Annotated in this window: 22 protein-coding genes; 10 read left to right on the top strand and 12 right to left on the bottom strand. The window is 52.1% G+C overall.

What is annotated here, in order from left to right:
- The 6 genes from ACQ0MK_RS09710 to ACQ0MK_RS09685 form a co-directional block, all read right to left on the bottom strand.
- The gene (locus ACQ0MK_RS09710) at positions 1 to 930 is read right to left on the bottom strand and encodes a hydroxymethylglutaryl-CoA lyase (protein ID WP_430475836.1); all 930 of its coding nucleotides are present in this window, start codon (positions 928 to 930) and stop codon (positions 1 to 3) included.
- A complete protein-coding gene (locus ACQ0MK_RS09705) occupies positions 930 to 2,933 on the bottom strand; it encodes an acetyl/propionyl/methylcrotonyl-CoA carboxylase subunit alpha (RefSeq protein ID WP_430475835.1) in 2,004 nt (667 codons plus the stop codon). The genes ACQ0MK_RS09710 and ACQ0MK_RS09705 overlap by 1 nt, the downstream gene beginning before the upstream one ends.
- A gap of 1 nt (position 2,934) precedes the next feature.
- Positions 2,935 to 3,747, bottom strand: coding sequence for an enoyl-CoA hydratase/isomerase family protein (locus ACQ0MK_RS09700; RefSeq protein ID WP_430475834.1), 813 nt, complete (start codon positions 3,745 to 3,747; stop codon positions 2,935 to 2,937).
- 7 nt (positions 3,748 to 3,754) lie between these two features.
- Complete coding sequence (locus tag ACQ0MK_RS09695) at positions 3,755 to 5,365, bottom strand: carboxyl transferase domain-containing protein (RefSeq protein WP_430475833.1); 1,611 nt, start codon at positions 5,363 to 5,365, stop codon at positions 3,755 to 3,757.
- Between the two features lie 272 nt (positions 5,366 to 5,637).
- Positions 5,638 to 6,258, bottom strand: coding sequence for a 2-hydroxychromene-2-carboxylate isomerase (locus ACQ0MK_RS09690; protein ID WP_430475832.1), 621 nt, complete (start codon positions 6,256 to 6,258; stop codon positions 5,638 to 5,640).
- A gap of 124 nt (positions 6,259 to 6,382) precedes the next feature.
- Entirely contained in the window at positions 6,383 to 6,856 is a 474-nt protein-coding gene (locus ACQ0MK_RS09685) for an Lrp/AsnC ligand binding domain-containing protein (protein ID WP_430475831.1), read from the bottom strand.
- Between the two features lie 221 nt (positions 6,857 to 7,077).
- Here ACQ0MK_RS09685 and putA point away from each other — a divergent pair, with 221 nt between their 5' ends.
- From putA to ACQ0MK_RS09670, 3 genes are all read left to right on the top strand, one after another.
- On the top strand, positions 7,078 to 10,881 hold the full coding sequence (gene putA / locus ACQ0MK_RS09680; protein ID WP_430475830.1) for a bifunctional proline dehydrogenase/L-glutamate gamma-semialdehyde dehydrogenase PutA: 3,804 nt from the start codon (positions 7,078 to 7,080) through the stop codon (positions 10,879 to 10,881).
- A gap of 312 nt (positions 10,882 to 11,193) precedes the next feature.
- Positions 11,194 to 11,823 (top strand): BON domain-containing protein, encoded by a 630-nt coding sequence (locus tag ACQ0MK_RS09675; protein WP_430475829.1) that lies wholly within the window; start codon positions 11,194 to 11,196, stop codon positions 11,821 to 11,823.
- 154 nt (positions 11,824 to 11,977) lie between these two features.
- Positions 11,978 to 12,211: a (2Fe-2S)-binding protein gene (locus ACQ0MK_RS09670; protein ID WP_430475828.1), complete on the top strand. Its 234-nt coding sequence runs from the start codon at positions 11,978 to 11,980 to the stop codon at positions 12,209 to 12,211.
- Between the two features lie 230 nt (positions 12,212 to 12,441).
- Here ACQ0MK_RS09670 and ACQ0MK_RS09665 read toward each other — a convergent pair whose 3' ends face one another.
- Positions 12,442 to 12,825, bottom strand: coding sequence for a DUF4168 domain-containing protein (locus ACQ0MK_RS09665; RefSeq protein WP_430475827.1), 384 nt, complete (start codon positions 12,823 to 12,825; stop codon positions 12,442 to 12,444).
- Positions 12,826 to 12,904: 79 nt separating this feature from the next.
- Here ACQ0MK_RS09665 and ACQ0MK_RS09660 point away from each other — a divergent pair, with 79 nt between their 5' ends.
- Positions 12,905 to 13,516: a sigma-70 family RNA polymerase sigma factor gene (locus ACQ0MK_RS09660; RefSeq protein WP_430475826.1), complete on the top strand. Its 612-nt coding sequence runs from the start codon at positions 12,905 to 12,907 to the stop codon at positions 13,514 to 13,516.
- Positions 13,513 to 14,568, top strand: a complete 1,056-nt coding sequence (locus ACQ0MK_RS09655; RefSeq protein ID WP_430475825.1) for an anti-sigma factor family protein — start codon at positions 13,513 to 13,515, stop codon at positions 14,566 to 14,568. The genes ACQ0MK_RS09660 and ACQ0MK_RS09655 overlap by 4 nt, the downstream gene beginning before the upstream one ends.
- An 84-nt stretch (positions 14,569 to 14,652) precedes the next feature.
- On the opposite strand, the gene ACQ0MK_RS09650 is transcribed toward ACQ0MK_RS09655, so the two are convergent.
- Positions 14,653 to 15,711 (bottom strand): Glu/Leu/Phe/Val dehydrogenase dimerization domain-containing protein, encoded by a 1,059-nt coding sequence (locus ACQ0MK_RS09650; RefSeq protein ID WP_430475824.1) that lies wholly within the window; start codon positions 15,709 to 15,711, stop codon positions 14,653 to 14,655.
- 586 nt (positions 15,712 to 16,297) lie between these two features.
- Here ACQ0MK_RS09650 and ACQ0MK_RS09645 point away from each other — a divergent pair.
- Complete coding sequence (locus ACQ0MK_RS09645) at positions 16,298 to 16,531, top strand: hypothetical protein (protein ID WP_350042244.1); 234 nt, start codon at positions 16,298 to 16,300, stop codon at positions 16,529 to 16,531.
- A 109-nt stretch (positions 16,532 to 16,640) separates the two neighbouring features.
- On the opposite strand, the gene ACQ0MK_RS09640 is transcribed toward ACQ0MK_RS09645, so the two are convergent.
- The 4 genes from ACQ0MK_RS09640 to ACQ0MK_RS09625 all read right to left on the bottom strand — a co-directional run bounded on the left by ACQ0MK_RS09640 (position 16,641) and on the right by ACQ0MK_RS09625 (position 20,821).
- On the bottom strand, positions 16,641 to 17,231 hold the full coding sequence (locus ACQ0MK_RS09640; protein WP_350042245.1) for a 2-hydroxychromene-2-carboxylate isomerase: 591 nt from the start codon (positions 17,229 to 17,231) through the stop codon (positions 16,641 to 16,643).
- Between the two features lie 166 nt (positions 17,232 to 17,397).
- Positions 17,398 to 18,576: a hypothetical protein gene (locus ACQ0MK_RS09635; protein ID WP_430475823.1), complete on the bottom strand. Its 1,179-nt coding sequence runs from the start codon at positions 18,574 to 18,576 to the stop codon at positions 17,398 to 17,400.
- A gap of 33 nt (positions 18,577 to 18,609) precedes the next feature.
- A complete protein-coding gene (locus ACQ0MK_RS09630; protein WP_430475822.1) occupies positions 18,610 to 19,746 on the bottom strand; it encodes an NAD(P)/FAD-dependent oxidoreductase in 1,137 nt (378 codons plus the stop codon).
- Between the two features lie 55 nt (positions 19,747 to 19,801).
- Complete coding sequence (locus ACQ0MK_RS09625; RefSeq protein ID WP_430475821.1) at positions 19,802 to 20,821, bottom strand: hypothetical protein; 1,020 nt, start codon at positions 20,819 to 20,821, stop codon at positions 19,802 to 19,804.
- A gap of 208 nt (positions 20,822 to 21,029) precedes the next feature.
- Here ACQ0MK_RS09625 and ACQ0MK_RS09620 point away from each other — a divergent pair, with 208 nt between their 5' ends.
- The 4 genes from ACQ0MK_RS09620 (at position 21,030) to galU (ending at position 24,537) form a co-directional block, all read left to right on the top strand.
- Entirely contained in the window at positions 21,030 to 21,929 is a 900-nt protein-coding gene (locus ACQ0MK_RS09620) for a division plane positioning ATPase MipZ (RefSeq protein WP_430475820.1), read from the top strand.
- Positions 21,930 to 21,999: 70 nt separating this feature from the next.
- Positions 22,000 to 22,722: a VWA domain-containing protein gene (locus ACQ0MK_RS09615; protein ID WP_430475819.1), complete on the top strand. Its 723-nt coding sequence runs from the start codon at positions 22,000 to 22,002 to the stop codon at positions 22,720 to 22,722.
- The gene (locus ACQ0MK_RS09610) at positions 22,722 to 23,537 is read left to right on the top strand and encodes a J domain-containing protein (RefSeq protein ID WP_430475818.1); all 816 of its coding nucleotides are present in this window, start codon (positions 22,722 to 22,724) and stop codon (positions 23,535 to 23,537) included. The genes ACQ0MK_RS09615 and ACQ0MK_RS09610 overlap by 1 nt, the downstream gene beginning before the upstream one ends.
- Positions 23,538 to 23,649: 112 nt before the next feature.
- Positions 23,650 to 24,537 carry a UTP--glucose-1-phosphate uridylyltransferase GalU gene (gene galU, locus ACQ0MK_RS09605; protein ID WP_430475817.1) on the top strand — a complete coding sequence of 296 codons (888 nt, stop codon included), beginning with the start codon at positions 23,650 to 23,652 and terminating at the stop codon, positions 24,535 to 24,537.
- The last annotated feature ends 72 nt before the right edge of the window (positions 24,538 to 24,609 follow it).

The following is a 24,609-nucleotide window of genomic DNA, read 5'->3' as shown; positions in this document are numbered from 1 at the left end:
TTATTCCCCGGCAGTGTCTCGTTGGGCAGCCAAGGCCAGATTGACCTTCGATGCACTTGATCTGCCGATTTGACCACAAATCCAGCTTCCTGTCTCGGCAAGCTTTTCAAGATCAATCCCGGTTTTAATCCCAAGCCCGTTTAACATATAGACAACGTCTTCGGTCGCGACATTGCCGCTGGCGCCTTTGGCATAGGGGCAGCCGCCCAGTCCGGCGACGGAACTGTCAATTGTTGCAACACCCATCTGAAGAACGGCAAGCAAATTTGAAAGTGCCTGACCATAGGTATCATGGAAGTGGGCGGCGAGTTTTTCGGTGGGGATGTGTTTGGCAACGGCGGCAATCATCGCCTGTGCCTTGGCTGGTGTGCCCGTGCCAATCGTATCACCCAGACTGATTTCATAGCAGCCCATGTCATACAGCGCCTTGGCGACCTCTGCGACCTTTTGCGGGGCAATGTCGCCTTCATAGGGGCAACCCAAAACACACGATACATAACCACGTACCGCAAGGCCTGCTTTGCGCGCAGCGTCAGTGACCGGGGCAAAACGATCAAGGCTTTCGGCAATCGAACAGTTGATGTTTTTTTGTGAAAAGCTTTCCGATGCCGCGCCAAAAACGGCAACTTCGGTCGCACCGGATGCAATGGCGGCTTCAAGCCCCTTCATATTCGGAGCCAGAACCGGATAACTCACACCGGCTTTGCGGGTGATCTGTGCCATGACGTCGGGCGCGTCGGCCATTTGCGGGACCCATTTCGGGCTGACAAAGGCGGTGGCCTCGATCACCGACAGACCGGCATCATTTAACCGATTGATCAGCTCAACCTTGGTTGCGGTGGCAATCATCGTTTTTTCGTTCTGAAGGCCGTCACGCGGGCCGACTTCAACGATTTTAACGGCGGGTGGCAGATCGGAAAGCGTTGCCATTATTCGGCTTCCTCAATCGCAATCAGTTCGGCACCATCATCAACCTGATCGCCAACGTCAAAGAAGACTTCCTTGATTGTGCCGGTTACGGGGGCGGAAATGGTGTGTTCCATTTTCATCGCTTCCATCACGACAAGCTTGTCGCCGGCAGCAACCGATTGTCCCGCCTTGGCCATCACGGCAATGATTTTACCGGGCATCGGGGCGGTTAAACCACCCCCGGCACCTTCATTGCTGCCGGCCGCAGCCAGTGGGTCAAAGATATCGAGACGATCTGCACGACCATCGCGGAAAATCATCAGACGATTGCCATCACGCAAGACCGTCGCGCGTTTGCGAACAGTGTTCAAGCTGGCATGAATAGCACCATTTTGATCATGTTCGCCGTTGACGATGATAGCGCTACCATCGGGCATATCCAGGGCATAGCCGGTATCGCGATAATGGACTTTCACCGCAATATCTTGGCTGTCGTGACGCAAGATCAGATCATGATGATTGTCATCATTCAGGCGGAAACCAGCCGTGCTGTTCCAGGGCGAATAAGGATCGTTGCTTTGGGCGGCATGAAGGGCGGCTTCGGCGTCGCGGGTCAGAAGGATATCAAGGGCGGCAAAGGCCAACGCTTCGTTGTCCGGGGTTGTCGGTGCCGGGATCAGATCATTCTGATATGTCGGGATGAAACCGGTTTCAACTTCGCCGGCCTCAAATGCCGGGTGGCGGGCAATATTGCCCAAGAACCGGGTGTTGGTCGTAACCCCGACAATTTGAACGTCATTTAAGGCAGATGCCATGCGGCGCAGGGCCGATTTACGATCAACATCCCACGTGATCAGTTTGGCGATCATAGGGTCATAATGGATCGAAACTTCACCGCCTTCATAAACGCCGGTATCAACGCGCACATGTTCGGATTCTCGTGGCATGCGCATATGAACGAGCGTGCCTGTGGCAGGCAGGAAATCGTTCTGCGGGTCTTCGGCATAGATGCGGACTTCAAACGAATGACCATTGATGGTCAATTCATTTTGCGATTTTGGCAAAGCCTCACCATCAGCCACGCGCAACTGCCATTCTACCAAATCTTCGCCGGTGATTTTTTCCGTCACCGGGTGCTCGACCTGAAGCCGGGTGTTCATTTCCATGAAATAGAAATTGCCCGATGCATCAAGCAAGAATTCAACCGTGCCCGCACCTTGGTAACCAATGGCCTTGGCGGCATCGACAGCAGCCTTGCCCATTTGGGAGCGTAGTTCTTCGCTCATGCCAGGGGCTGGGGCTTCCTCGATCACTTTTTGGTGGCGGCGCTGCAATGAACAGTCACGTTCAAACAGGTAAACCGCGTTGCCATGGCTATCGGCAAAAACTTGAATTTCGACGTGGCGCGGTTTGACAATCAGCTTTTCAATCAGGCAATGGTCATCGCCAAAGCTACTGGCGGCTTCGCGTTTACAACTGATCAACGCATCTTTGAAATCAGATGCCTTATCAACCGCCCGCATGCCTTTGCCGCCACCACCAGCCGATGCTTTGATCAAAACAGGATAGCCGATTTTGTCCGCTTCTGCTGCCAGAAGGTCAGGGTCTTGATCCTCACCGTGATAGCCGGGCACCAGCGGCACACCGGCCTTTCCCATGATTTTCTTGGCTTCGGATTTTGATCCCATGGCGCGGATGGCACTTGCCGGTGGGCCAACAAAAACACATCCCACTTTTTCCAATGCATCTGCAAAACCGGCATTTTCCGACAAGAACCCATAGCCCGGATGAACCGCATCCGCACCCGATTGTGCAATGACTTCAAGCAACCGATCGGTGCGAAGATAGCTGTCTTTTGGGGCGGGTGCGCCAATGTGGTAAGCCTCATCCGCATGTTTGACATGCAGGGCATTGGCATCCGCATCGGAATAAACGGCAACGGTCTGGATGCCCATGCGGTGGGCTGTTTTGATCACGCGGCAAGCGATTTCACCGCGGTTGGCGATCAGAATTTTGCGCGGCATGTTATTTCTTGCTCCAGTTCGCGGGACGTTTTTCCAGGAATGCGCCAACGCCTTCGCGGCCCTCATCGCTTGCACGTTGATCTGCAATGCGGTTGGCGGTGTCGTCAATGACGTCATTAGAAATCGGTTTGTTTGCAACCGCGTAGATCAGGTTTTTGGCGGCATGCATGGCATTCGGGCCATTGGCCAGAAGGAGATGCGCCATTTCATCGCCGCGGGCGGTCAAGTCATCGCCGGCAACAATGTCATGCACCAGTCCGATCTGATGGGCGGTTTTGGTATCAAAACGTTCGGCACTCAGGAAATAACGCCGCGCTTGATTAACCCCGATGGCCTCGACCACATAGGGCGAAATCACAGCCGGGATCAGACCCAGTTTGACTTCGGACAGGCAAAAGCTTGCCCGATCTGATGCAATCACGATGTCGCAGCACGCCGCCAAGCCAACCCCACCACCAAAGGCAGCCCCGTTGACCAATGCGATGGTCGGTTTTGATGCGAAATTCAAAACCTTCATTAATTTGGCAAGTGCGCGGGAATCCGCAAGGTTTTCGGCATGGCTATAACCCGCCATGCGTTTCATCCAGTTAAGGTCCGCACCAGCCGAGAAGCTTTTGCCTGCACCGGTCAGAATGATCACGCGGACTGCCGGATCGGCATCAAGTGTTTCGATCTTTGCTATCAGATCGGCAATAAGCAGATCATCAAACGCATTATGGATATCCGGGCGGTTCAGCGTGATGCGTGCAACGCCAGTGTCGGCAATTTCGCAGATGGCTGCATCGGAAATGTTATTGGTGTTTACATTGGTCATGGCAGCCTCACATTCTAAACACGCCAAACCGGGTTTCATCGACCGGTTTGTTAAGCGCTGCGGACAGGCCAAGGCCAAGAACCATGCGGGTATCGGCCGGGTCAATCACCCCGTCATCCCATAGGCGGGCAGATGCATAATATGGGTGACCCTGATCTTCATATTGATCGCGGATGGGACCTTTGAAGGCATCTTGTTCGTCAATCGGCCAGGTTTCGCCACGTTTTTCCATGGCATCGGCCTTGATTTGCGTCAGAACGTTGGCCGCTTGTTCGCCGCCCATCACCGAGATGCGGGCATTCGGCCACATCCACAGGAACCGCGGGCTATAGGCACGGCCGCACATGCCGTAATTTCCTGCCCCGAATGATCCACCAATCAAAACGGTGAATTTCGGGACATTGGCGGTGGCAACGGCGGTAACAAGTTTCGCACCATCCTTGGCAATGCCACCACTTTCATATTTGCGGCCAATCATAAAGCCGGTGATGTTTTGCAAGAAGACAAGCGGTATGCCGCGCTGGGCGCACAGTTCGATGAAATGTGCACCTTTGAGCGCACTTTCAGAAAACAGAATGCCGTTATTGGCAATGATGCCAACCGGATAGCCAAAGATGCGGGCAAAGCCAGTGACAAGGGTTGTGCCATATTGTGCTTTGAACTCGTCAAACTCTGACCCATCAACAATGCGTGCAATGATTTCGCGCACGTCATAGGGTTTTTTGGTATCGGTCGGAACCACGCCATAAATTTCGCGCGGGTCGTAGGCGGGTGCGCGCGGTTCGGTCAAGGTCAGGCCGGGGTTCTTGGTCCAGTTCAGGTTTTTGACGATATCACGCGCAATCGACAGGGCATGTTCATCATCCTGTGCGTAATGATCGGTCACACCCGATGTTTTACAGTGTACATCAGCCCCGCCAAGGTCTTCGGCAGAAACGACTTCACCAGTGGCTGCCTTGACAAGCGGTGGGCCACCCAAAAAGATCGTGCCCTGTTTACGGACAATGATGCTTTCATCTGACATCGCCGGGACATAAGCCCCACCTGCGGTGCAGGAGCCCATGACAACTGCGATCTGCGGGATGCCTTTGGATGACATGGTTGCCTGATTAAAGAAGATCCGTCCGAAATGATCGCGATCCGGGAAAACATCATCCTGGCGGGGCAGGTTGGCACCGCCACTATCGACCAGATAAATACAGGGCAGATTGTTTTCCAGCGCGATTTCCTGTGCGCGAAGATGCTTCTTTACGGTTATTGGATAGTAGGAACCACCTTTAACCGTCGCATCATTGGCGACAATCACGCATTCAACACCCGATACGCGGCCAATACCGGTAATGATGCCTGCGGCAGGAACGTCTTCATCCCCATACATCCCATGTGCGGCAAGTTGGGAAAGTTCCAAAAACGGTGATCCGATATCAAGAAGCTGACGGATACGTTCACGCGGCAAGAGTTTTCCACGTCCGGTATGGCGATCACGTGCGCGTTCGCCGCCCCCCAGTTTGACCTGCGCTATTTGATCGCGCAGATCAGCAACTTGCTTTTCCATATGTTCGGCATTGTTGCGGAAGTCTTCCGAGCGGGGATTTACCGCAGATTTCAGTACCGTCATCGTCCGTCTACACCGTTTTGTTGTGGGCAAAGTGCGCCCGAATGATTGGCGTTCTGACTGTTGTTATGGGGTAAGTTTACGTAAGCGTCAATATTAAATCGGTATTTTAGTACCGAAATTGTCTATATACAATGATACAGAACCTAAGTCGAGGTTTTCTGCCATTTTTCGCCCGTCATTCTGAATGGAGGGTCGGCATTTATCTTGTTGGATTTTATACGAATCTTGCGTCCTTGGACTGCAAATTATGCCCGCTGGATGCTTGTATTCGTCTAGGCGTTTTGACTGTTGCCAAGGTCTTTACGCAGTGAAATCCACTGGGCTAGTTGATCAATGCGATCATTTCCGAAAAACGGCTCATCTTCATAGAAGAAAAACGGAGATCCGAATGCGCCCATGGCAATGGCTTCGTCGGTGATTTCACGGGTATGGTTTTTCCAACGTGGCAATTCAACTGCAGCACGCATTTCGCTAGGATTGATCGAATGTCGGGTTGCGGCGGCAAAGACATTTTCCGGATTGGCCATATCAAGCCCATCGGCGAAATAGCCACGGTAGATATCCTTGGCAAATTTCCGTGCAAGGGTGGGAGAGCGTGATTCAAGCCAATAAAATGCGCGGGTCGGAACAAGTGCCGAGTAGGGGAAGTTTTCCGGGATTTTAAAAGGTGTCCGCTGAAGTTGTGCGCAGCGTTCCATATCGTGACGGAAATACTTGCCGCGAATCGGTTGTCCTAGAAGCGGGCTTTGACCCGTCTGTTTAAAGGCAGCCCCAATCATAAAGGGGCGCCAAATGACCGTGACGCCTACGCGCGATTCGAATTCTTCCATTCGTTCGGCAGCGAGGTAACCATAGGGCGAGGAGAAATCAAAATAGAAGCTGACTTCGGACATGTTCGTACGCCTGACTCATGTGGTTTGTTTCGGGTAATAGTAATCCCCCGCAGGTCTGATGCCTGTTTAATTTGAGCCTGATTGTGTAATATTAAAATACTGTAAATAAACAAAAAATGGTGGATTAGGGGATTGTGATGCCCGGACGCACTTTTACTTCTTCCATCACGACATATGTATGAGTCTGGCTGACACCTTGAACCGAAGAAAGGCGTTCAAGGAATTCGCGGTAGGCATACATGTCTTCAACCCTTAGTTTGGCAAGATAGTCAAAGCCACCTGCGACCATATGGCATTCTTCGATCTCTGGAAGCTTGCGGATCGCGGTGGCAAAAACGTCAAAAACGTCCGGTGTTGTGCGGTCCAAAGTGATCTCGACAAAGACAACCAATGATTGGCCAAGTTTGCGCGGATCAAGGGTTGCCATATAGCCGGTGATAAAGCCGTGCTGTTCAAGGCGACGCACGCGTTCAAGGCACGGTGTTGGACTTAGATTTACGCGACGCGATAGCTCGACATTTGACATGCGACCGTCATTTTGCAGTTCGCGAAGGATCTGTTTATCGATCTTATCTAGGCTTTTTTGGTTCTTCTGCATTTTAAATATCCAGCCAGTGTTTATGACTATTTAATAGCATAATTTATAGACGATATATCGTAATTTATCGAAAAATGGCAGCACATTTTTTAGGTGTGAGAATATTGTTTGTCGTCATGAAGTGCCATCAGGCCCGGAAAAAGAGAGAACCGGAAATACAGAGACGGGGTTTTCTTCTTCAGGGTCAGTGAAAGTCAACATGCAGGGAGAGAGCGCACAAGATGTTCCGCACTGAATTGCCCCACCCAAATCAAATCCGTCAGCAGATCCGTGATGCCTATCGGGCAGATGAAGAAGCTGCTGTTGAAGGTCTTATTGAAAAAGCACGGTTGTCGCCGGAGCAAACGGTACGTGTTCAGGACCGCGCTTATAAGCTGGTTTCACGTGTTCGTCAGGCAGACAACGGCAAAAGCGGTATTGATGCGCTGCTTCATGAATATGAATTGTCGAGCAAAGAAGGCGTGATCCTGATGTGTCTGGCCGAAGCCCTGCTTCGGGTGCCCGATGCGGTCACGGCGGATAAACTTATTCAGGACAAGCTGTTTGATGCCAATTGGCAAAGCCACCTTGGTCATTCCGACAGTTTCTTTGTCAATGCATCGACTTGGGGGCTTATGCTGACCGGGCAGGTCATTAAGTTTGGCAAGGCCGAGAAGGCTGATCCGGGGCGGTTGCTTAAGCGCATGATCGCGCGTTCTGGCGAACCGGTCATCCGCAAGGCATTTAATCAGGCCATGCGGATTATGGGTCGTCAGTTCGTAATGGGACGCAACATTGACGAGGCATCCGAACGTGCCAAGGCAAACGAAGAAAAAGGCTATCGCTATTCTTATGATATGCTGGGCGAAGCGGCACGCACGATGGATGATGCTGATCGCTATTACAAAGCATATGAAAAGGCGATCCACGATATTGGCCGTGTTGCCAATGGGCGTGGCCCGATCGACAGTCCCGGTATTTCGGTAAAGCTGTCTGCTATTCATCCGCGCTATGATTTCGCCAATTATGAGCGCGTTGTCACCGAACTTACCCCGCGTCTTAAGAAGCTTGCTCTTTTGGCAAAGAAATATGACATCGGCTTTACCGTTGATGCCGAAGAAGCCAATCGTCTTGACCTGTCGCTTGATGTTATCGGTGACGTGTTTGCTGATCCCGAACTTGCCGGTTGGGAAGGTTATGGCTTGGCGGTTCAGGCTTATCAGAAACGGGCTTACTACGTTCTGGAATGGCTGGCTGATTTGTCGACGAAGGTTGGTCGCAAGATGATGGTACGTCTTGTCAAGGGGGCCTATTGGGACACAGAGGTTAAATTCAGTCAGGAAAATGGATTTGACGGGTATCCGTGCTTTACCCGCAAGGCATCAACCGATGTTTCCTATTTGGCCTGTGCCAAACTGATGTTGTCGCGCCGTGATGCGTTTTATTGTCAGTTCGCCAGTCATAACGCCCACAGCGTTGCGTCCATCCTTGAGATGGCGGGCAATGATCGTACTTTTGAATTCCAGCGTCTGCATGGCATGGGCGAAGCGCTTTATGAACAGATTGTCGATAAGGCGGGCGAAAACATTCCATGCCGGGTTTATGCGCCGGTTGGATCGCATGAAGACCTTTTGGCGTATCTGGTACGGCGTCTTTTGGAAAATGGTGCAAACACCAGTTTCGTGAACCGCATTCAGGACGAACAGCTCCCGATCGAAGAAATGATCGCTGATCCGGTCGACAAAGTTGCTGCCTTGCCGCGCAAAGGTCACCCGAAGATTCCGGCACCGATTGATCTTTATGGTGCAGGGCGGGTGAATTCACGCGGGATTGATCTGACCGATACCAACAAGCTTTTGCCGCTTAATGCCAAGCTTGCGGAAATTCAGAATAAAACATGGAATGCCGCACCGCTGATTGACGGGAAGCTGGTGTCGGGCACGCCGATTGACGTGATGAACCCGGCCAAGCTGACGGAAAAAGTCGGCGATCTGGTTCAGGCAACTGAAAAAGACGTCGAAGCTGCGATTGTTGCCGCAGTCAAAGGATATGACGTCTGGAACAAAACGCCCGGTGCAGATCGCGCAGCGGCATTGCGTCGTTTGGGTGATCTTCTTGAAGATCATATGGACGAATTTATCGCCATTTGTCAGCGCGAAGCAGGCAAGCTGTATTCCGATGGTGTTGCAGAAGTACGCGAAGCGGTTGATTTCTGTCGTTACTATGCAAACCGTGCCGAGGAAACTTTCCGCGACGGCAGCCCGCTTGAAGGCCGTGGGGTAATTGTATGTATCAGCCCGTGGAACTTCCCGCTTGCGATCTTCCTTGGTCAGGTTACAGCCGCCCTTGCAGCAGGAAATGCTGTCATTGCCAAACCGGCAGAGCAGACTTCACTGGTAGCCGCCCGTGCTGCAGAATTGATTCTTGAAGCAGGGGTTCCGGGTTCGGCATTCCAGCTTGTTCCCGGACCGGGGCGCGTGATCGGCAATCAGTTGATCAATGATCCGCGCATTGCCGGTGTTGCATTTACCGGGTCGACCGAAACGGCACAGCTGATCAATCAGGCACTGGCAAAACGTCCGGGTGTTCCATTGCCGCTGATTGCCGAAACCGGTGGTCAGAACGCGATGATTGTGGACTCGACCGCCTTGCCCGAACAAGTCGTTCAGGATGTGGTTATTTCGGGATTCCAGTCTGCCGGGCAGCGGTGTTCGGCGCTGCGCGTTTTGTTTGTGCAAGAAGACATTGCCGATAAACTTTGCCATATGCTGGTCGGTGCCATGAAGGAACTCAGGATCGGTGATCCCAAGTTCCTGGATATCGATGTCGGGCCGGTGATTGACGAAAAATCGCGCAAAACTCTTGAAGCCCATGCCAAGCGCATGACCAAGGAAGCCAAGCTTCTGCATGCATGTGATGTCTTGCCGGAATGCAAAGACGGGACATTCTTTGCCCCGCATTGCTTTGAAATTCCATCGATTGACGTTCTTGAACGCGAAGTGTTTGGTCCGGTTGTTCATGTGGTGCGCTACAAGGCGCGTGATCTGGGCAAGGTTCTTGATCAGATCAATGCATCTGGCTACGGACTGACCATGGGTATTCATTCGCGCATCGATAGTACGGTACGTGAAATTTCCCAGAAACTGCGCGTTGGCAATTGTTATGTGAACCGTAACATGATCGGCGCGGTTGTCGGTGTTCAGCCATTTGGCGGACAGGGCAAGTCCGGTACCGGTCCGAAGGCCGGTGGGCCGCACTATGTCGAGCGTTTTGCCAAACCGGTTGCAACGTCGGCAACGCAACAGAATGAAGCGGTGTTTGATGATCGTGCACCGATCATCGTCAAAGACGTTCTGGCGGCATCCGAATATGAGGCAATGCTTTTGGCGCAGGAAGAATGGCAGGCGGTGAATGGCAATGACCGAGTTCAGATTCTTGAAAAGCTTGCCGCAAAGCTAAGTTCATCGTCAAACGATGCACTGATTTCCGGCGCGCACCATGTCGCGGACTTTGCCGCCCTTTCGGAAAACGGGTTTGTTGCCCCGAAACGGATGCCAGGCCCGACGGGGGAAACCAACGACCTTTATTGCCTTGGGCGTGGGGTTTATCTTGTGCAGGCAGACAAGGATGTTGATGCGGCACGGGTGATCCGTCATCTGGGGGCGGCATTGGCTGCGGGCAATGCGGTGATCCTTGCAGGTGATCAGAAATGGTTGGCAAAGCTTTTTGATGTCATTGGGCAGGTAGGGCTTCCGGACAAACTGATTAAGGTCGTCAGTGCAACAACGGGGCTTGGTGCGATGTATGACGGTGCCATTGCCGGCGTTTCCTGTGTTGCGCCGCTTGATCGTGTGACGGCGTTCAAGCAACTGTTGGCCAAACGCGACGGTGCGATCTTGTCGCTGATTTCTGATAGTGGTGTTGACGATGATGGTGCGCTTCCAGATGAAGCGTTCCTGCATCGTTTCGCAACGGAAAAAACCATCACGATCAATACGACGGCGGCGGGCGGTAATGCGTCGCTCATGTCGATGGATGAAGAGTGATCCAAAGCGATCTGAAAAGGTCGGCTTTGAGATATGATGAGCCTGCCGGATAGCAATATCCGGACCTTGGACCGGGAAGAAATTCCCGGTCCTTTTTCTTTCATGCATTTTTCTTTATGTAAGTTATTGTGCAATAAATTGCGGTTGGCCCCGAACTGGGCTTTTTTTGGTCAAAATTGGCTGCGATACATATAGACACCGGAACAGATCGATCCCTGCTGCGTTGCACGTATTGTATCAACTGAATGGACTATATGCGGATCGGTCCAATAATAGTGAACCATGCCAGAAGGCATGCAAAGGAGAACTGGAATGATCAAGGTTAACCAAGGTTGGCGCCGTGTTTTAAAGACGGTTTCAGTCTGTGCTGTTCTGGCTACGCCGCTTGCGGCTTGTGGGCCACTGCAGATGCCGCTGGAAGACCGTGCGGGCAACGACCAGTGGCTTGATACCCAGATCAAGTCAGGCATCCTTGGCGAGTTCTCCAAAGTTGATCACACCTATCTGATGGATGTGAATGTCGACATCTGGAAGCAGGAAGTGATGGTCACCGGACTTGTCGATTCCAAAGGCAAATATTACGACGTCATTTCCCTGATCAAACAGGATAACCGTATCAAGACGGTTCATGATCATCTTGTCGTTGCCGATGAAGAAATGATCGAAGCCTATCATCGTGCAGAAGACGAATATGGCAAGAATGCCGTTCCAACGGATTCGGCGACCCAGTCGGTATCCGATACATGGATCGACAGTCAGATTAAGGCATTGTTATTGGCTGAAAAAGGTGTGAGCTCGGTCAACTACCGTTGGCAGTCGGTGCAGAACATCGTCTATATCATGGGCGACGCACAAAGCGATGTTGAGCTTGAAAAGGTGCTTTCGATCGTTCGACGGATCAAAGGTGTCTCACGCGTTGTTAGTCATGTGAAGGTGGTCTGATCTCCTTCTGATTAAACGACTTTTCGGAAATTCCCTGCAAACGCGCCAGTTTGTGGGGAATTTTTTTGTCTAAATTTTCTAAAAGTGTTTGAAAGTTATTCGCATTTGCCGTAGAGCTTGCCAACCGTGATTAATAACTGATTGCAATTGCACCATGTATGTCTGCATCTGTAATGCCCTTAAGGAAAAAGACGTAAGACGCGCCGCCGAGCAGGGTGGGGCGACGCGTCCGGCGGACGTATTCCGCTTCCATGGCTGCGCTCCGCAATGCGGAAAATGCGCCTGCCATATGCGTGCAGAACTGATCCAGGCGAAAACCTGTGGCAATTGCGATTGCGATGATGCTGCTGCGGTGACCGCAAGCGTTCGGCCGATTGCTGCCGAATAGGTTCTCTGCGGCACATAACTTCTTCTGGCATAATCCAAATATTTTTCGGATCGGTGGGATTTTCTGCCACCTGCCGTGTCATTTGAATATGATGCGGCTTCGCGTTTTTATTTGTATGATGAATGTTGTTTTGGTCGGCATAACAAAACCCCGCTCTTGTTGGAGCGGGGTTTTGTGTGCATGGAAAACACTGTCTGCATCCCGGGAAAGGAGCAGACGAAATATCACCTTTATTGCAGGTGCTGTGTGATCTTGTTCCGAAGTTCCGGATCGTTGGTCGCCGCATCGGTGATCTGGTTGTATTCTTCAAGTGTCAGACCTTCCTCGCGGATGGCGCCAACCATTTCCTCATTGGCGGTCTGGCGCAGTTCCTGTGCCTTGCCCGGATCTTCGGTTTGCTGGATACGCTGTTGCCATTCGACATTCAGTTCCTGAATCTGCGTGACGGCTTCGGCATATTGCTGAAGCTTCTGATCGCCAAACTCCGTCTGTGCTGCCTGTGCGACCTGCTGCGGTGTGCTGGTGGTGGTTTCTGCATGGATGGCCGGGGCCGTCATCAAAAGAAAACCACCAGCAGCGATTGAAAGGGCATAGGCCTTCGGGAAGCGATTCATTTTAAACCTCTTGGTCCTGTTTTAAATACTTTCGTCCAGAGGGCGTCTGTGCCGACTGTCAGAAAAAGGACAGCGGGGTATGACAATTCGTTCCATCGAACTTGAAAAAAGTGTCCAACGGCGGATTTCTCGGGAACTTTTCACCCATTACAGGTGTTGTTGGTCTGTAATGATAAAAAATGCGAATCAGCAAGATATCAAGTGGCGCATCACGCGCGAGATTCCTCATTTGCGCCGTTTTGCGAGATCACTCGTCCGCGATCCGGACAGGGCCGACGATCTGGTACAGGATTGTCTGGAGCGGGCCATCCGAAAACAGCATTTATGGCATCGTACCGGATCGGTGCGTAGCTGGATGTTCCGTATGCTCTACAACCTGTTTCTGAATCAGTGCCGGAGCCAGAAGAAAGAAATACGTGTAGAGGACGTCACCGATACACAGCTTTCCGTCCCGGCAAGTCAGGAAAGCAGTGCTGCCTTCAGGGATGTCGGAGATGCTCTTGATCATCTGCCGCCGGAACAAAAGGCGGTTCTCCTTCTGGTTGCTCTGGAAGGTGTGAGTTACGATGAGGCGTCGGACATTCTGGGCATTGCCGTGGGAACTGTAAGGTCGCGCTTGTCCCGGGGGCGTGATCAGCTCCGCAGTCTGTATTCGGGCGATGAAAAGGTTCAACTCAGGAGGGTGAAATGAACCAGCCGCACGAACCGATAACCGAAATTGATCTGCTGGCCTATGCAGATGGCGGTTTGAACGGGGACCCGCAGCGCGAGGCCGATGTAGAGCAATATTTGCGCGACAATCCAAAAATGTCGGCACGGGTGAAGGCTTTTATCCGCCAGAACGAAGAAATCCGCACCCTTTACGATCCTGTTCTGAGCGAACCGGTGCCGGAACGACTTCGGATGACACTCGACCCGGTGTCGCGGTCATGGCTTCCCCAACTGGCGCGTGGGGCCGTGGCGGCAACGATCCTTTTTGCGACCGGGGCCACCGGTTGGTACCTTGGGCGTAGTTCGACCGATGCCGTGATCTGGCAACGTGATGCTGTGGTCCACAGTGCGCTGGACAGTTACCGGCAAAGCATGAATGCTTCTGCGCCTGTCTCTGGAACTGTAGGAACGTTGCTACCTTCGGGGTCAGGGCAGACCGACCTGCTGGGACCCCAGGCAGACTTTCCTGTGCAGGCAGATACAGGGTCACGTCCCACATCCTGGATTTCCGGGCATGTTGCCTTGCAGATGCGTTTGCCTGATCTGTCGCAGGACGGTTTTCGCATGATTGATAATCAAACGATCGAGACCGATAACGGGAATGCGATACGGGTCAGTTACCATAATGATCAGGGACAGAAGCTTGTGCTGATGCTCCATCCGCGTTGGCGCACCGGCATTTCTGATATCGAGATTGATGACCGTCAGGGTGTCGCCCTTGCATCTTGGGCGGATGGGCCTCTGGCCTATGGATTGGCATCCGATGGCGGTGCGCAGCAAATATTTGATATGGCGCAGCGTATTCGCAATGCGATGCGTGAACCGGGCACCAGCAAACCGGCGCTGACATCCGACCCGCGTTCTTTCCCACAGATAGAAGCACCTGGACGGGGGGCGTCGGAACAACTCATTCCGGGGGACATGATCCCGCAACAACGGCAACCGACCGAGATGCCGGTCATTGACGAACCGGTTGCCAATGCAGATGAAGCAAGGGAAACCGGTATTGTGCCCATGCCGCTTTATCAGTGAAACAATAAATTATAATATCATCAGACTAAAAGGCGAAGCCGCAGGGCTTCGCCTTTTGCTTGGTTTAACTGGGGAAATGAGCGTTCAGGCCGCATGTTTTTGCTGGCCGAACCGCTCTTCGGCCAGGCGGTCGGCGACAAAGCTGGTGGACAGGTTCTGTTGCCTGGCGCGTTCGAAGATTTCGCGCACGGTCGCACCTATGCCTTCAATATGTTTGTTGGTGTCGGCAACCGGCATGCCTTCGCGGCAATAATGGACCTCTATGACACCGCCCGCATTGATCACGTAATCGGGGGCATACAGAACACCGGCTTCACGCAGCATGTTGCCATGACGGTCATGTTCAAGCTGGTTGTTGGCCGCCCCTGCAATGATCCCGGCACGTAAGGTTTCAATGCTGCGGTCATTGATGACGCCGCCCAAGGCACATGGGGCGAGAATGTCGGCATCAACACCAAGAATGTCATCAACTGAAACGGCTGTGGCGTTGAACTCGTTAACAGCCGCAGCCACACTGTTGGTGTTCAGATCCGCAACAATCAGTTTTGCCCCGGCGTTATGGAGCATCGCACACAGGTGATAGCCAACATGGCCAAGCCCCTGCACAGCAACGCGCAAGTCCCTTAGGTCTTCTGTGCCATGTTTAAAGCGCACAGCTTCCTTCAGGCCGATGAAAACGCCATAGGCGGTAAAGGGCGATGGATCGCCCGTGCGGGCGGGATCTGATCCGTCATTGATGCCACCGACATGCTTGGTCTGGCTTGCGATCTGTTCCATGTCGGCCGGGCTGGTGCCGACATCTTCTGCGACGATGTAGCGCCCGCCAACCTGTTCGACGGCACGGCCCATCGCGCGAAACAGTTCCGGGGTTTTCTGACTGCGCGGATCGCCAATGATCACGGATTTGCCACCACCAAGCGGAAGATTGGCAAGGGCAGATTTATACGTCATGCCGCGTGACAGGCGCAGCACATCATGAATGGCTTCCTGTTCACTGGCATAGGGCCACATGCGACATCCACCCAAAGATGGGCCAAGATGGGTGTTATGGACGGCGATGATGGTTTTCAGGCCAGTGGCATCGTCACTGGCAAACACGACCTGTTCATGGCCATCAAATGCGGTATCGGAAAAGACGTTCATCCTTTGCAGCCTCCTGGCAGCATGATTGTTTTGGTGCAGGTTGACGCCTGCTTATCCTTGTATGTTTGATGCATTGGGCGGCGGATCAATTTTAAATTTACCCGAACGCGAAAAAAGAACGTTTCGGTTGGGGGCGGTGTGCTGCGTGGAATTTTATGATCATTGCTGATTCGTTTTGAAACATTGTTGCGCGACCTGTGCGGTGCAGCATGGTGGCCTTGGCGCGATTTCGTAAAATAAGTGTCCCGAGTTGATTCTTTTTGCCGGCTTGATGCGAACGCCCAAACAGCATCAGGACCAATTTAGGAGGCAAAAAGTGGCGATTTATTTTTCATCTGCCTCAGATGCGTGAATTTCGTGCTGATTGGCTCTGCCGGTGGTGTTCTGAGTGATGCTGCTATGAAAAAAAGACACTTGAAACCGGACCGATTAACCTAGAAATACAAATTAGCCGGATGATTTACGGCTCGTTAAGGCACGAAACGTAGACTCACGGTTGGGTATCTTGTGGTTGAGATTCCCGGATCAGGACACGACGGCGTCTGGGCGGCGCCGCCGGACAAAAAAAGTAAGGAGATCGGCGGAAATGTCTGCATTCACAGACCATCGCCAGACCGTTTTCGAAGTTGAACTGCACAACCAGGCCGTTCGCGAATGCGTCAAGGAAAACCGTTCCCACGACATCTTTGACGATCGCTGGGCCGATGTGCAGACCCATGAAGTCGCTGCGAGTGACGAGCTGAAGGCTCTTGCCATGATCGAAAATAGCTATCCGTCAGAAGACGGGTTCGTTGTCGATCACGTCAAACGCCTTGGCTAAGGGGACAAGAATTCTGGTCATTGATCACATCAAAGACCAAAACGAAATGGGCGGGATCATTCCCGCCCATTTCGTTTTTAAGCCATGAAAATGGATTTCTGTTGGCGGATTAGGCCAGTGCGCGGTCGACAAAATCCAGTCGGTCCTGCCCCCAGAACATTTCACTGCCAACGAAATATGTCGGTACACCAAAGATGTTCTGATCACGTGCGGATTGACAATTATCGTCATAAATTTTGGCGGTTCCCGGAAGATCGGCATCTTCAAGATATTCTATGGAAAGCCCGCTTGATGCCAAGGCCTCGCGGATGGTTTTGGGATCGGTGACATCGCGTTCACGCAACCAGATATCCCCCATCAATGTTTCCGTCAGCTTTGTGACGTCCTGACCATCTTCCTGAACCGCAATGATGGTGCGTGCGGCAAGTGTTTCATCAATGGGAAAATATTTAGGCTGAAGATTGATCGGGATGCCCAGATGTTCAGACCAGCGTTTAAGTTCAACCAGTCGATAATCCTGACGCGGCTTAGGCCGCTTTGCCAAAGGCACGCCGCCGCCATGTTCCCATACATCGCCTGCCCGGCAGGGTTTGTGGATAATGTCCACACCATGTTTTTTGGCGATTTCAACAGCCCGGCGAAAGCCAAAGAACGACCACGGGGACTGCACAAAGAAGTAATGAATGATGGGGGCTGACATGAAGGACTCCTGTTTCGCAGACGTGTTTTTATCGTCGCGCTACAGTGCCCAAGCAGATCGGTTGCGTCAAATGGCAGATTACATAACTTAAGCGAAAACCATATCATATCGTCGTGATCGCAGACGGGGTGTGGGATGGTGTTTGGTGCGCGTGGACTGGGATGGATCAGTAATCCAGCCACCAGCCATATTCATCAAGCCCACCCAGAAGCACACCATCAAAGCCAAGCTTCATGATGCCACCCAAATAGCTGCCTTCGCTGCCATAGATGATGCTTTGCCATGAACGCGACCAGTAATGGACATGGTGTTCCTGTCCCCAGCGGGCGAGCATATTGCCTTCGCTGATAAAATCAGGCGACCCGGGACGCCAGCCACTTTTCCAGTAAAAACGATAGGTCTCGGCAGTTGCGATATTGATATAGGCCAGAATGGTTCTTGGTGTTCCGGTCTTTTTGTAGCGCAACCGTTTCATATCATCATAGGTCAGCGGGATGGTGCCGCGATGGAACGGGTCAATGATCAGGGTATCGTAATTGGTTGCAATCAGCGCATTCAGATAGGCATCTTTGGTGCCATAAGGTGAGCTGTCTAGAACCATGGCAAAGTTCTTGGATTGACGGATATTGTCGATCACATACGGATTGGAGCCAATCGGTGTATTTGGCACCTTGGCAAGTGATGAAAGCTGCATGCCCGGTGGTGGTGCGGCATAATACAGGGCGTCCAGATCTGAAACCTGCTGTCGGGCTTTTTGCATATCTTCGAGTTTGTTGGTGTAATCAACAACAAGATATTGCAGGCCTTCAAGCTTAAGCCGTTCAAGGTATCCCAGAATATATTTGGTTTCCTGGTCCTCGGTGGCTTCGCCATATTTATGGTCGAACCCATAGAACGGTGCTTCGGTCATGATCCCGTCAAGGGCACGCAGATAGTTGCGGGCCGGTTCTGCCGTGCCGCGTGCGGCAAACAGGGTGGTTTCAAGATATTCGGTCAGTTCAAGCCCGTTCATGGCAATGATCGAAAAATCACTGCGATAGCTTTTTGCCCAACGGCTGATGGCGATGACGTATTCGCGCATTTCTTCGGTGAAATTGACTTTGGGTTTTCCGGTATTGATCCCTTGACCCGGTGCGTCGCTTAGACTGTTGGGCGATGGGGTGAAGGGTTCAAGCTGCTGGGCATGCACACGTAATGGGCTGGCCGCCAGCATCGCACTTCCAAGTCCAAGGATGCTGCTTTCAAGGAAACGACGGCGTGACAGGCGGTAATCCAATAACGGCCCAGATGATGCTTTGCGTGCATCTTTGCCGTTATGTGCCTTTATCTGGCGTTCCTTGCCCATGGTTTTACCCGTAACTGGTTGCAGATGGCGGCTTTAAGATGCCGCCGAAACTTTGCTGTGCTGTCCTAGAAGATCGGTAACAGTCGCGCCAATCGCAAGTGATGCGGTTAACCCCGGTGATTCAATACCATAGAGCATTACAAGACCATTAAGGCCGTGCAGTTTTTCATCGGCGATCATGAAGTCATGCGCAGGCTCATTCGGCGATTGAATTTTGGGACGCACACCGGCGTAGCCGGTCTGTAGGGCGTCTTCATTCAGGTCTGGATAATATTTGCGAATGGCACTGGCGAATGCCGCGCGGCGTTCTTCAGGGACATCGTAATTTGGTTCATCCACCCATGTGACGTCCGGGCCAAATCGCGCCTGTCCACCCATATCAAGGGTCAAGTGAATGCCAAGACCAGCCTGTTCCGGCGCAGGATAGATCAGGGTCGAAAACGGTGCCTTGCCCGACAGGGTGAAATAACAGCCGCGCGCATAATGTTGTGCGGGCACGGTGTTTTGGGGAAGGCCAACGAAGTTCCGGCCAAGAGTTTGGCTATGCAGTCCGCCGGCAACAATCAGCTCAGCACAGGTCAAGCTCATTTCCTCGCCGTCGGCATCGCTGGTGTTCACGGTATAAAGGCCATTCTCATGGCTTACCGATTTGACTGTGGTGTTCAGTGCCAGTGTCGCGCCATGATTTTCAGCCTCTCCCAACAGCGTCACCATCAATTGATGGGAATCGACAATACCGGTTGATCGACTTTCAAGTGCGCCAACACAGTGAAGGGCGGGTTCACGTTCCTGTGCCTCGGCCTGACTAAGCCAGATCAAATCAGTCACACCATTTTCGTGTGCCTTGGCTTTGATGGCATGCAAGGCATCAATTTGATCTTGTGCGGTGGCGACAATCAGTTTGCCGGTGCGTTTATGGTCAATGCCGTTTTCCGCGCAATAGCGATACAGCATTTTCCGGCCGGAAACGCACAGTTCGGCTTTCAAGCTACCTTTTGGGTAATAGATCCCCGCATGAATGACTTCGCTGTTGCGGGCACTTGTTTCAGTGCCAATGGCGTCATGTTGTTCAATGATCAGGACTTCACGGCCCGAAAGGGCAAGCGAGCGCGCACAGGCAAGTCCGACGACGCCTGCACCGATGACGATGGTTTGAATATCTGCAGTCATGTTCAATTATTTCTTGTTGGGGCGATAAGATTAGGTTTCAGATTTGACGGTGCAATCAATTGGCTTGGCGGAAATAGACAGCCTGTCCCTGATTGTCTTTGCCATCACCGGTAACAACAGACGGCGCTTCGCTGGTGTAGTGACCCCGGGCAAAGCTGCTGTCGTTACAATAGACATACCAACTGCCAAACGGCAGGGTTCCACTTTGATATGCACCGCCTTCATGACGCCAGATACCTTCGCAATGGCGTTGGGCATCATCAAGGATCATGGTGCCTTCACCAGAAGGCTGATCAAAACGAAGTGCACCGGTGCCACGCACGCTTTGCCAATTGGTGACAATGGAAATGCCGTCGGTCGGGGGCGGGGTTACCTCACCTTCCGGCTGCATGGTGTCCATATTGTTCATTGGTGCGGCGATCTCGGCGGTGGCGGCAGTGTTTTCTGGCAGTTCAAGGTTGAGCTGACCAAACAAACTTGCCGCAAATTCCTGTGCATCAATCATAGTGATGTTGTTTTGTGGCGATACAGAACCAGATTGTGCTTGTAGTTGTGCCGGTGTGCAATAATAGCCAAGAATACGGCTGCCACGCTGGATTTGAGTTCGCGGGTCCCATTGCCCGACAAAGGTCACGCATTGTGATCCATCGCGGACAAACGGTGACAGGGCGACGGGCCCATATCGGGTGTCCTGGACAAAGTTCTGCCCATTGATGCTGGTGCGATCCTTTAGAGAATCGAACATTGCCAGCAATTTTTCCGGTGCCATTGCGGTGCTGAATCGGAAACCGGGTGCGGATGTCGTATAAACGGTCTCAAGATACAGATCGCTGGCCGAACTTGTTGGTTCCTTTTCGGTGCGCGGTGCAAACCAGCGGCCGACAAATACGGTGCTGTTATCGCGGTACTGACGCAAAAAGGTGTTTTGTCCCTGAACGCGTGAATTAAATGTCACCGGGCTCTGGTCGTTGGGAATTTGTTCAAACCCGCCTGCTTGCTGTGCAAATCCAGTCTGGGTTGTTGAAACCAGAAGGCTGGCAAATATGCCGCCGATCAAAGCCGCCCGATACTTCACGTTGCGTCCTTTCAGTTTGTTTTTATGCACATTTTTGTGTTGCGCTACCCTTATCTTTACCTTTGTGCACATAGATTAGCTAGTGGTCAGTCATAAGACTTCTGTCAGATGGGTTTCTTTTGCCTTGATTTTTAGCGTCAAAGTGGCTCATTGGGGAGATTGGTCATGGGGACACGATGAATAAGCCTGAATAACGGAGCAAACAATCATGACGGTGCAAGAGACCAGCGCGGGCGGGGAAAGCGCAGGCCCGCAAACCGCGACGGACAAACAACCGCCGTCCAACCGCGCCCATGTGATCGTTATTGGTAATGAAAAAGGCGGGTCGGGCAAGTCGACCACGGCCATGCATCTGATCGTGTCCTTGATGAAGATGGGGTTCAAGGTCGGGTCGCTTGATATCGATGCGCGGCAGGGGACTTTGACGCGCTATGTCGAAAACCGCACGGCCTTTAATGACAGAAAAGGTCTACATCTTCCGCTTCCGGATCACCGCCCGATTTATCGCAGCGAATTGCCGGATGCCAATGAAGCCAAGATCGATGAACGCAATCGCTTTACGACGGCCCTTGGCGAAATGGTTCTGTCTTGCAAATTTGTCGTGATGGATTGTCCGGGTAGCGATAACTATCTTTCGCGTTTGGCGCATGCCTGTGCGGATACCCTGATTACCCCGATCAATGACAGTTTCATTGATCTTGATATGCTTGCCCGGATTGATCCCGATACCCTTGATATCAAAGGGCCAAGCATCTATGCAGAAATGGTGTGGGATGCGCGCAAACGTCGTGCGGGTATTGATGGCGGTACAATTGACTGGATCGTCATGCGCAACCGGCTTTCGCATTTGGATGCGCGCAATAAACGTGACATCGCCGAAATTGTCGAAAAGCTGGGCAGTCGCATCCGGTTCCGTTCGGCGCCGGGCTTTGGGGAACGTGTGATTTATCGTGAATTGTTCCTCAAGGGGCTGACTTTGCTTGATCTGCGTGAAAAAGGGGTGGGTATCCCGATGAGCATGTCCCATATGGCAGCCCGTCAGGAAGTTCGATCCCTGCTTGAAGTGATCGGGTTCAAACCCGCCGAAGGGGAAGAGTTGCCGATCTGACCGTTCCCGGCCTATATCTTAAAGGGCACGTAGCTGTGTCTTCTCGGAACGTTTAGCAGGCAGGTTATCCTTGGCACGCAAAGATATCATTTCCGAAACATCCAACCGGCAGGAAGTCGAAGACTTCCTAAGCCAGGCAAGGGGGCTGTCTGTGTCTGCCCCGGCATCCGGACCGTCACAAGGACGGTTGATCTTTGCCATGGATGCAACGGCCAGCCGTCAGCCAAGCTGGGATCGGGCTGCTGAAATTCAGGCAGAAATGTTTGATGCGGTGGATGGCGTTGGGGCACTTGATATCCAGCTTGTTTTCTTTCGCGGGCTATCGGAATGCAAGGCAAGTGGTTGGTGTCGGAATGCAAAGTCATTACGTAATTACATTTCAAAGGTCAGTTGCCACGCGGGTCATACCCAAATCGAACGGGTCTTGGCCCATGTCGAACGAGAATCGGCCAATGGCAAAGTCGATGCGCTGATTTATGTTGGCGATTGTATCGAAGAAAATCCCGACCATCTTGCCCCGATCGCCGGCAAACTTGCCCTTAAGGGGGTAAAGACATTTATGTTCCAGGAGGGATATGATCGGGATGCTAGTTTTGCCTTTGGCGAAATAGCCCGGATCACCGATGGTGCCTTTATGCAGTTTGATGCCAGTTCGGCCAAAAAGCTTCGCGATCTTCTGGGCGCGGTGGCAAGTTATGCCGTTGGCGGGCAAAATGGTCTTTCCGACTATCAGAAAAAAACAGGGTCAGACGACGTTCTGAAACTTGGCTATCAATTGCGGAAAAAATCCTGATGTCCTGGGTGTTGATCGGGATTGCACTTTTTGTCGGTGTTGGCTTTTTCATTCGCTGGATGACAGAAGCCGAACCCAAAAATGTCCGCAAAATTGGTCTGTTCGTCATCATCATCCTGTTGATCTTATTGGCAGGGTGGCTTCTCCTGACCGGGAAAATCGCCGCAATGACCGCAGCATTGGCCGCTGCTTTACCTTTTTTTGTGCGGATCATGAAGCTTGGCTTTTTATGGCCACTTTTTCGCAGGATATTCGCTGTGTCACGTCGAACGGCCCGACCGGGAAGTTTTGGCAGTCGTAGTGCAGGAGCAGGCAATACGTCTGAAATCAAAACAGAAATTCTGCATATGTTGCTTGATCTGGAAACCGGGCAAATGCGCGGTGGTGTGGTGAACGGACACTATGCCGGAGCAGATCTTGACAGCTTGGGGCTTGACGACCTGCAGTTGCTTTATGTTGAATGCTGCAGCGCAACCGATCAAAGCCAAGCGGTTCTGGAAGCCTATTTTGAACGCCGTCCTGATTGTAGCGGATGGCAAAATTGGCAACAGGCAGACAACGGTGCAGGTGGTGCAGGAAACGGCCGCGACGATGATGCGAGAAGCCAAAGCAAAGGGAATGCCAACGCTGCTGATATGAATGTTGATGAGGCCCGTCAAATTCTGGGTGTGGATGCAAATGCAAGCCGTGCAGATATCAATCGGGCCTATAAAACTCAGATTAAGGCGGTTCACCCTGATCACGGTGGATCGGACTATCTGGCGGCAAAAATCAATGCGGCACGAAGCCTTTTGTTACGGCTATGTAAAGATTAGCGTGAATTATGCGCGCGCTTGCTTGATCCGTGTTCTGGAATTGTGGCAGAAGCATACTTGCGGGCAATTCTGAAGCAGATGAGCGTGCGGCGGTTGAAAAGGGAAGATTTGAATGTCTAGAAGAATCAAGAAGGCAGTATTTCCGGTTGCAGGGATGGGAACCCGTTTCTTGCCCGCGACCAAGGCAATGCCAAAAGAGATGCTCCCTGTCGTCGACAAGCCCCTTATTCAGTATGCTGTTGAAGAAGCCATTGCTGCAGGCATCGAAGAATTCATCTTTGTGACGGGTCGTGGCAAAAGTGCGATTGAAGATCACTTTGACCGGTCTGCTGAGCTTGAAGCCATTCTTAAAGAGCGCGGGAAAGAAGACGCGCTGGCCAAAGCACTTGAAATGATCCCGGAGCATGGTCGGGTGACCTATACCCGCCAAGGCAATCCATTGGGCCTTGGTCATGCTGTTTTATGTGCAAAATCACTGGTTGGGGATGAGCCATTTGTCGTTTTGTTGGCGGATGACCTTATCCAGTCTGATGTCCCTTGCATGAAGCAGATGGTTGATAGCTATGGCCGCACGGGCGGTAACATGGTTGCTGTGATGGATGTTCCGCGCGAAGAAGTTCACCGCTACGGGGTTCTTGAAATCGAAGGCACCAATGGTCGCCTGGTGAGCGCATGTGGGATGGTTGAAAAACCAAAACCGGAAGAAGCTCCATCAACCCTTTCGGCCATTGGGCGCTACATCCTTGATCCGGGAATCTTTGAGGTGCTTGAGAATATCCCACGCGGTGCAGGCAACGAGATTCAGCTTACCGATGCCTTGGCCGCCATGATTGGGAAGGTGCCGTTCTATGGATATAATTTCGAAGGTCGTCGTTTCGATTGCGGTAATAAAATCGGTTTCTTGAAAGCCACAATGGCATTTGCTTTGGCCCGTGAAGATATGCGTGATGATGTACGTCAGCTCATTCATGAATTCGCCGAGGGCGAAGCAGCAGAATAATCAATTAATTTCAATTTGAACCGACCGGAACGGATATATGACCGTTCCGGTCGGAAATCACTTACTAGGGTA

This window comes from Thalassospira lucentensis (assembly GCF_050516545.1).
Classification (GTDB): domain Bacteria; phylum Pseudomonadota; class Alphaproteobacteria; order Rhodospirillales; family Thalassospiraceae; genus Thalassospira; species Thalassospira lucentensis_C.
The sequence above is the reverse complement of the archived record's forward strand: the minus strand, read 5'-3'. Positions and strand labels throughout refer to the sequence as shown.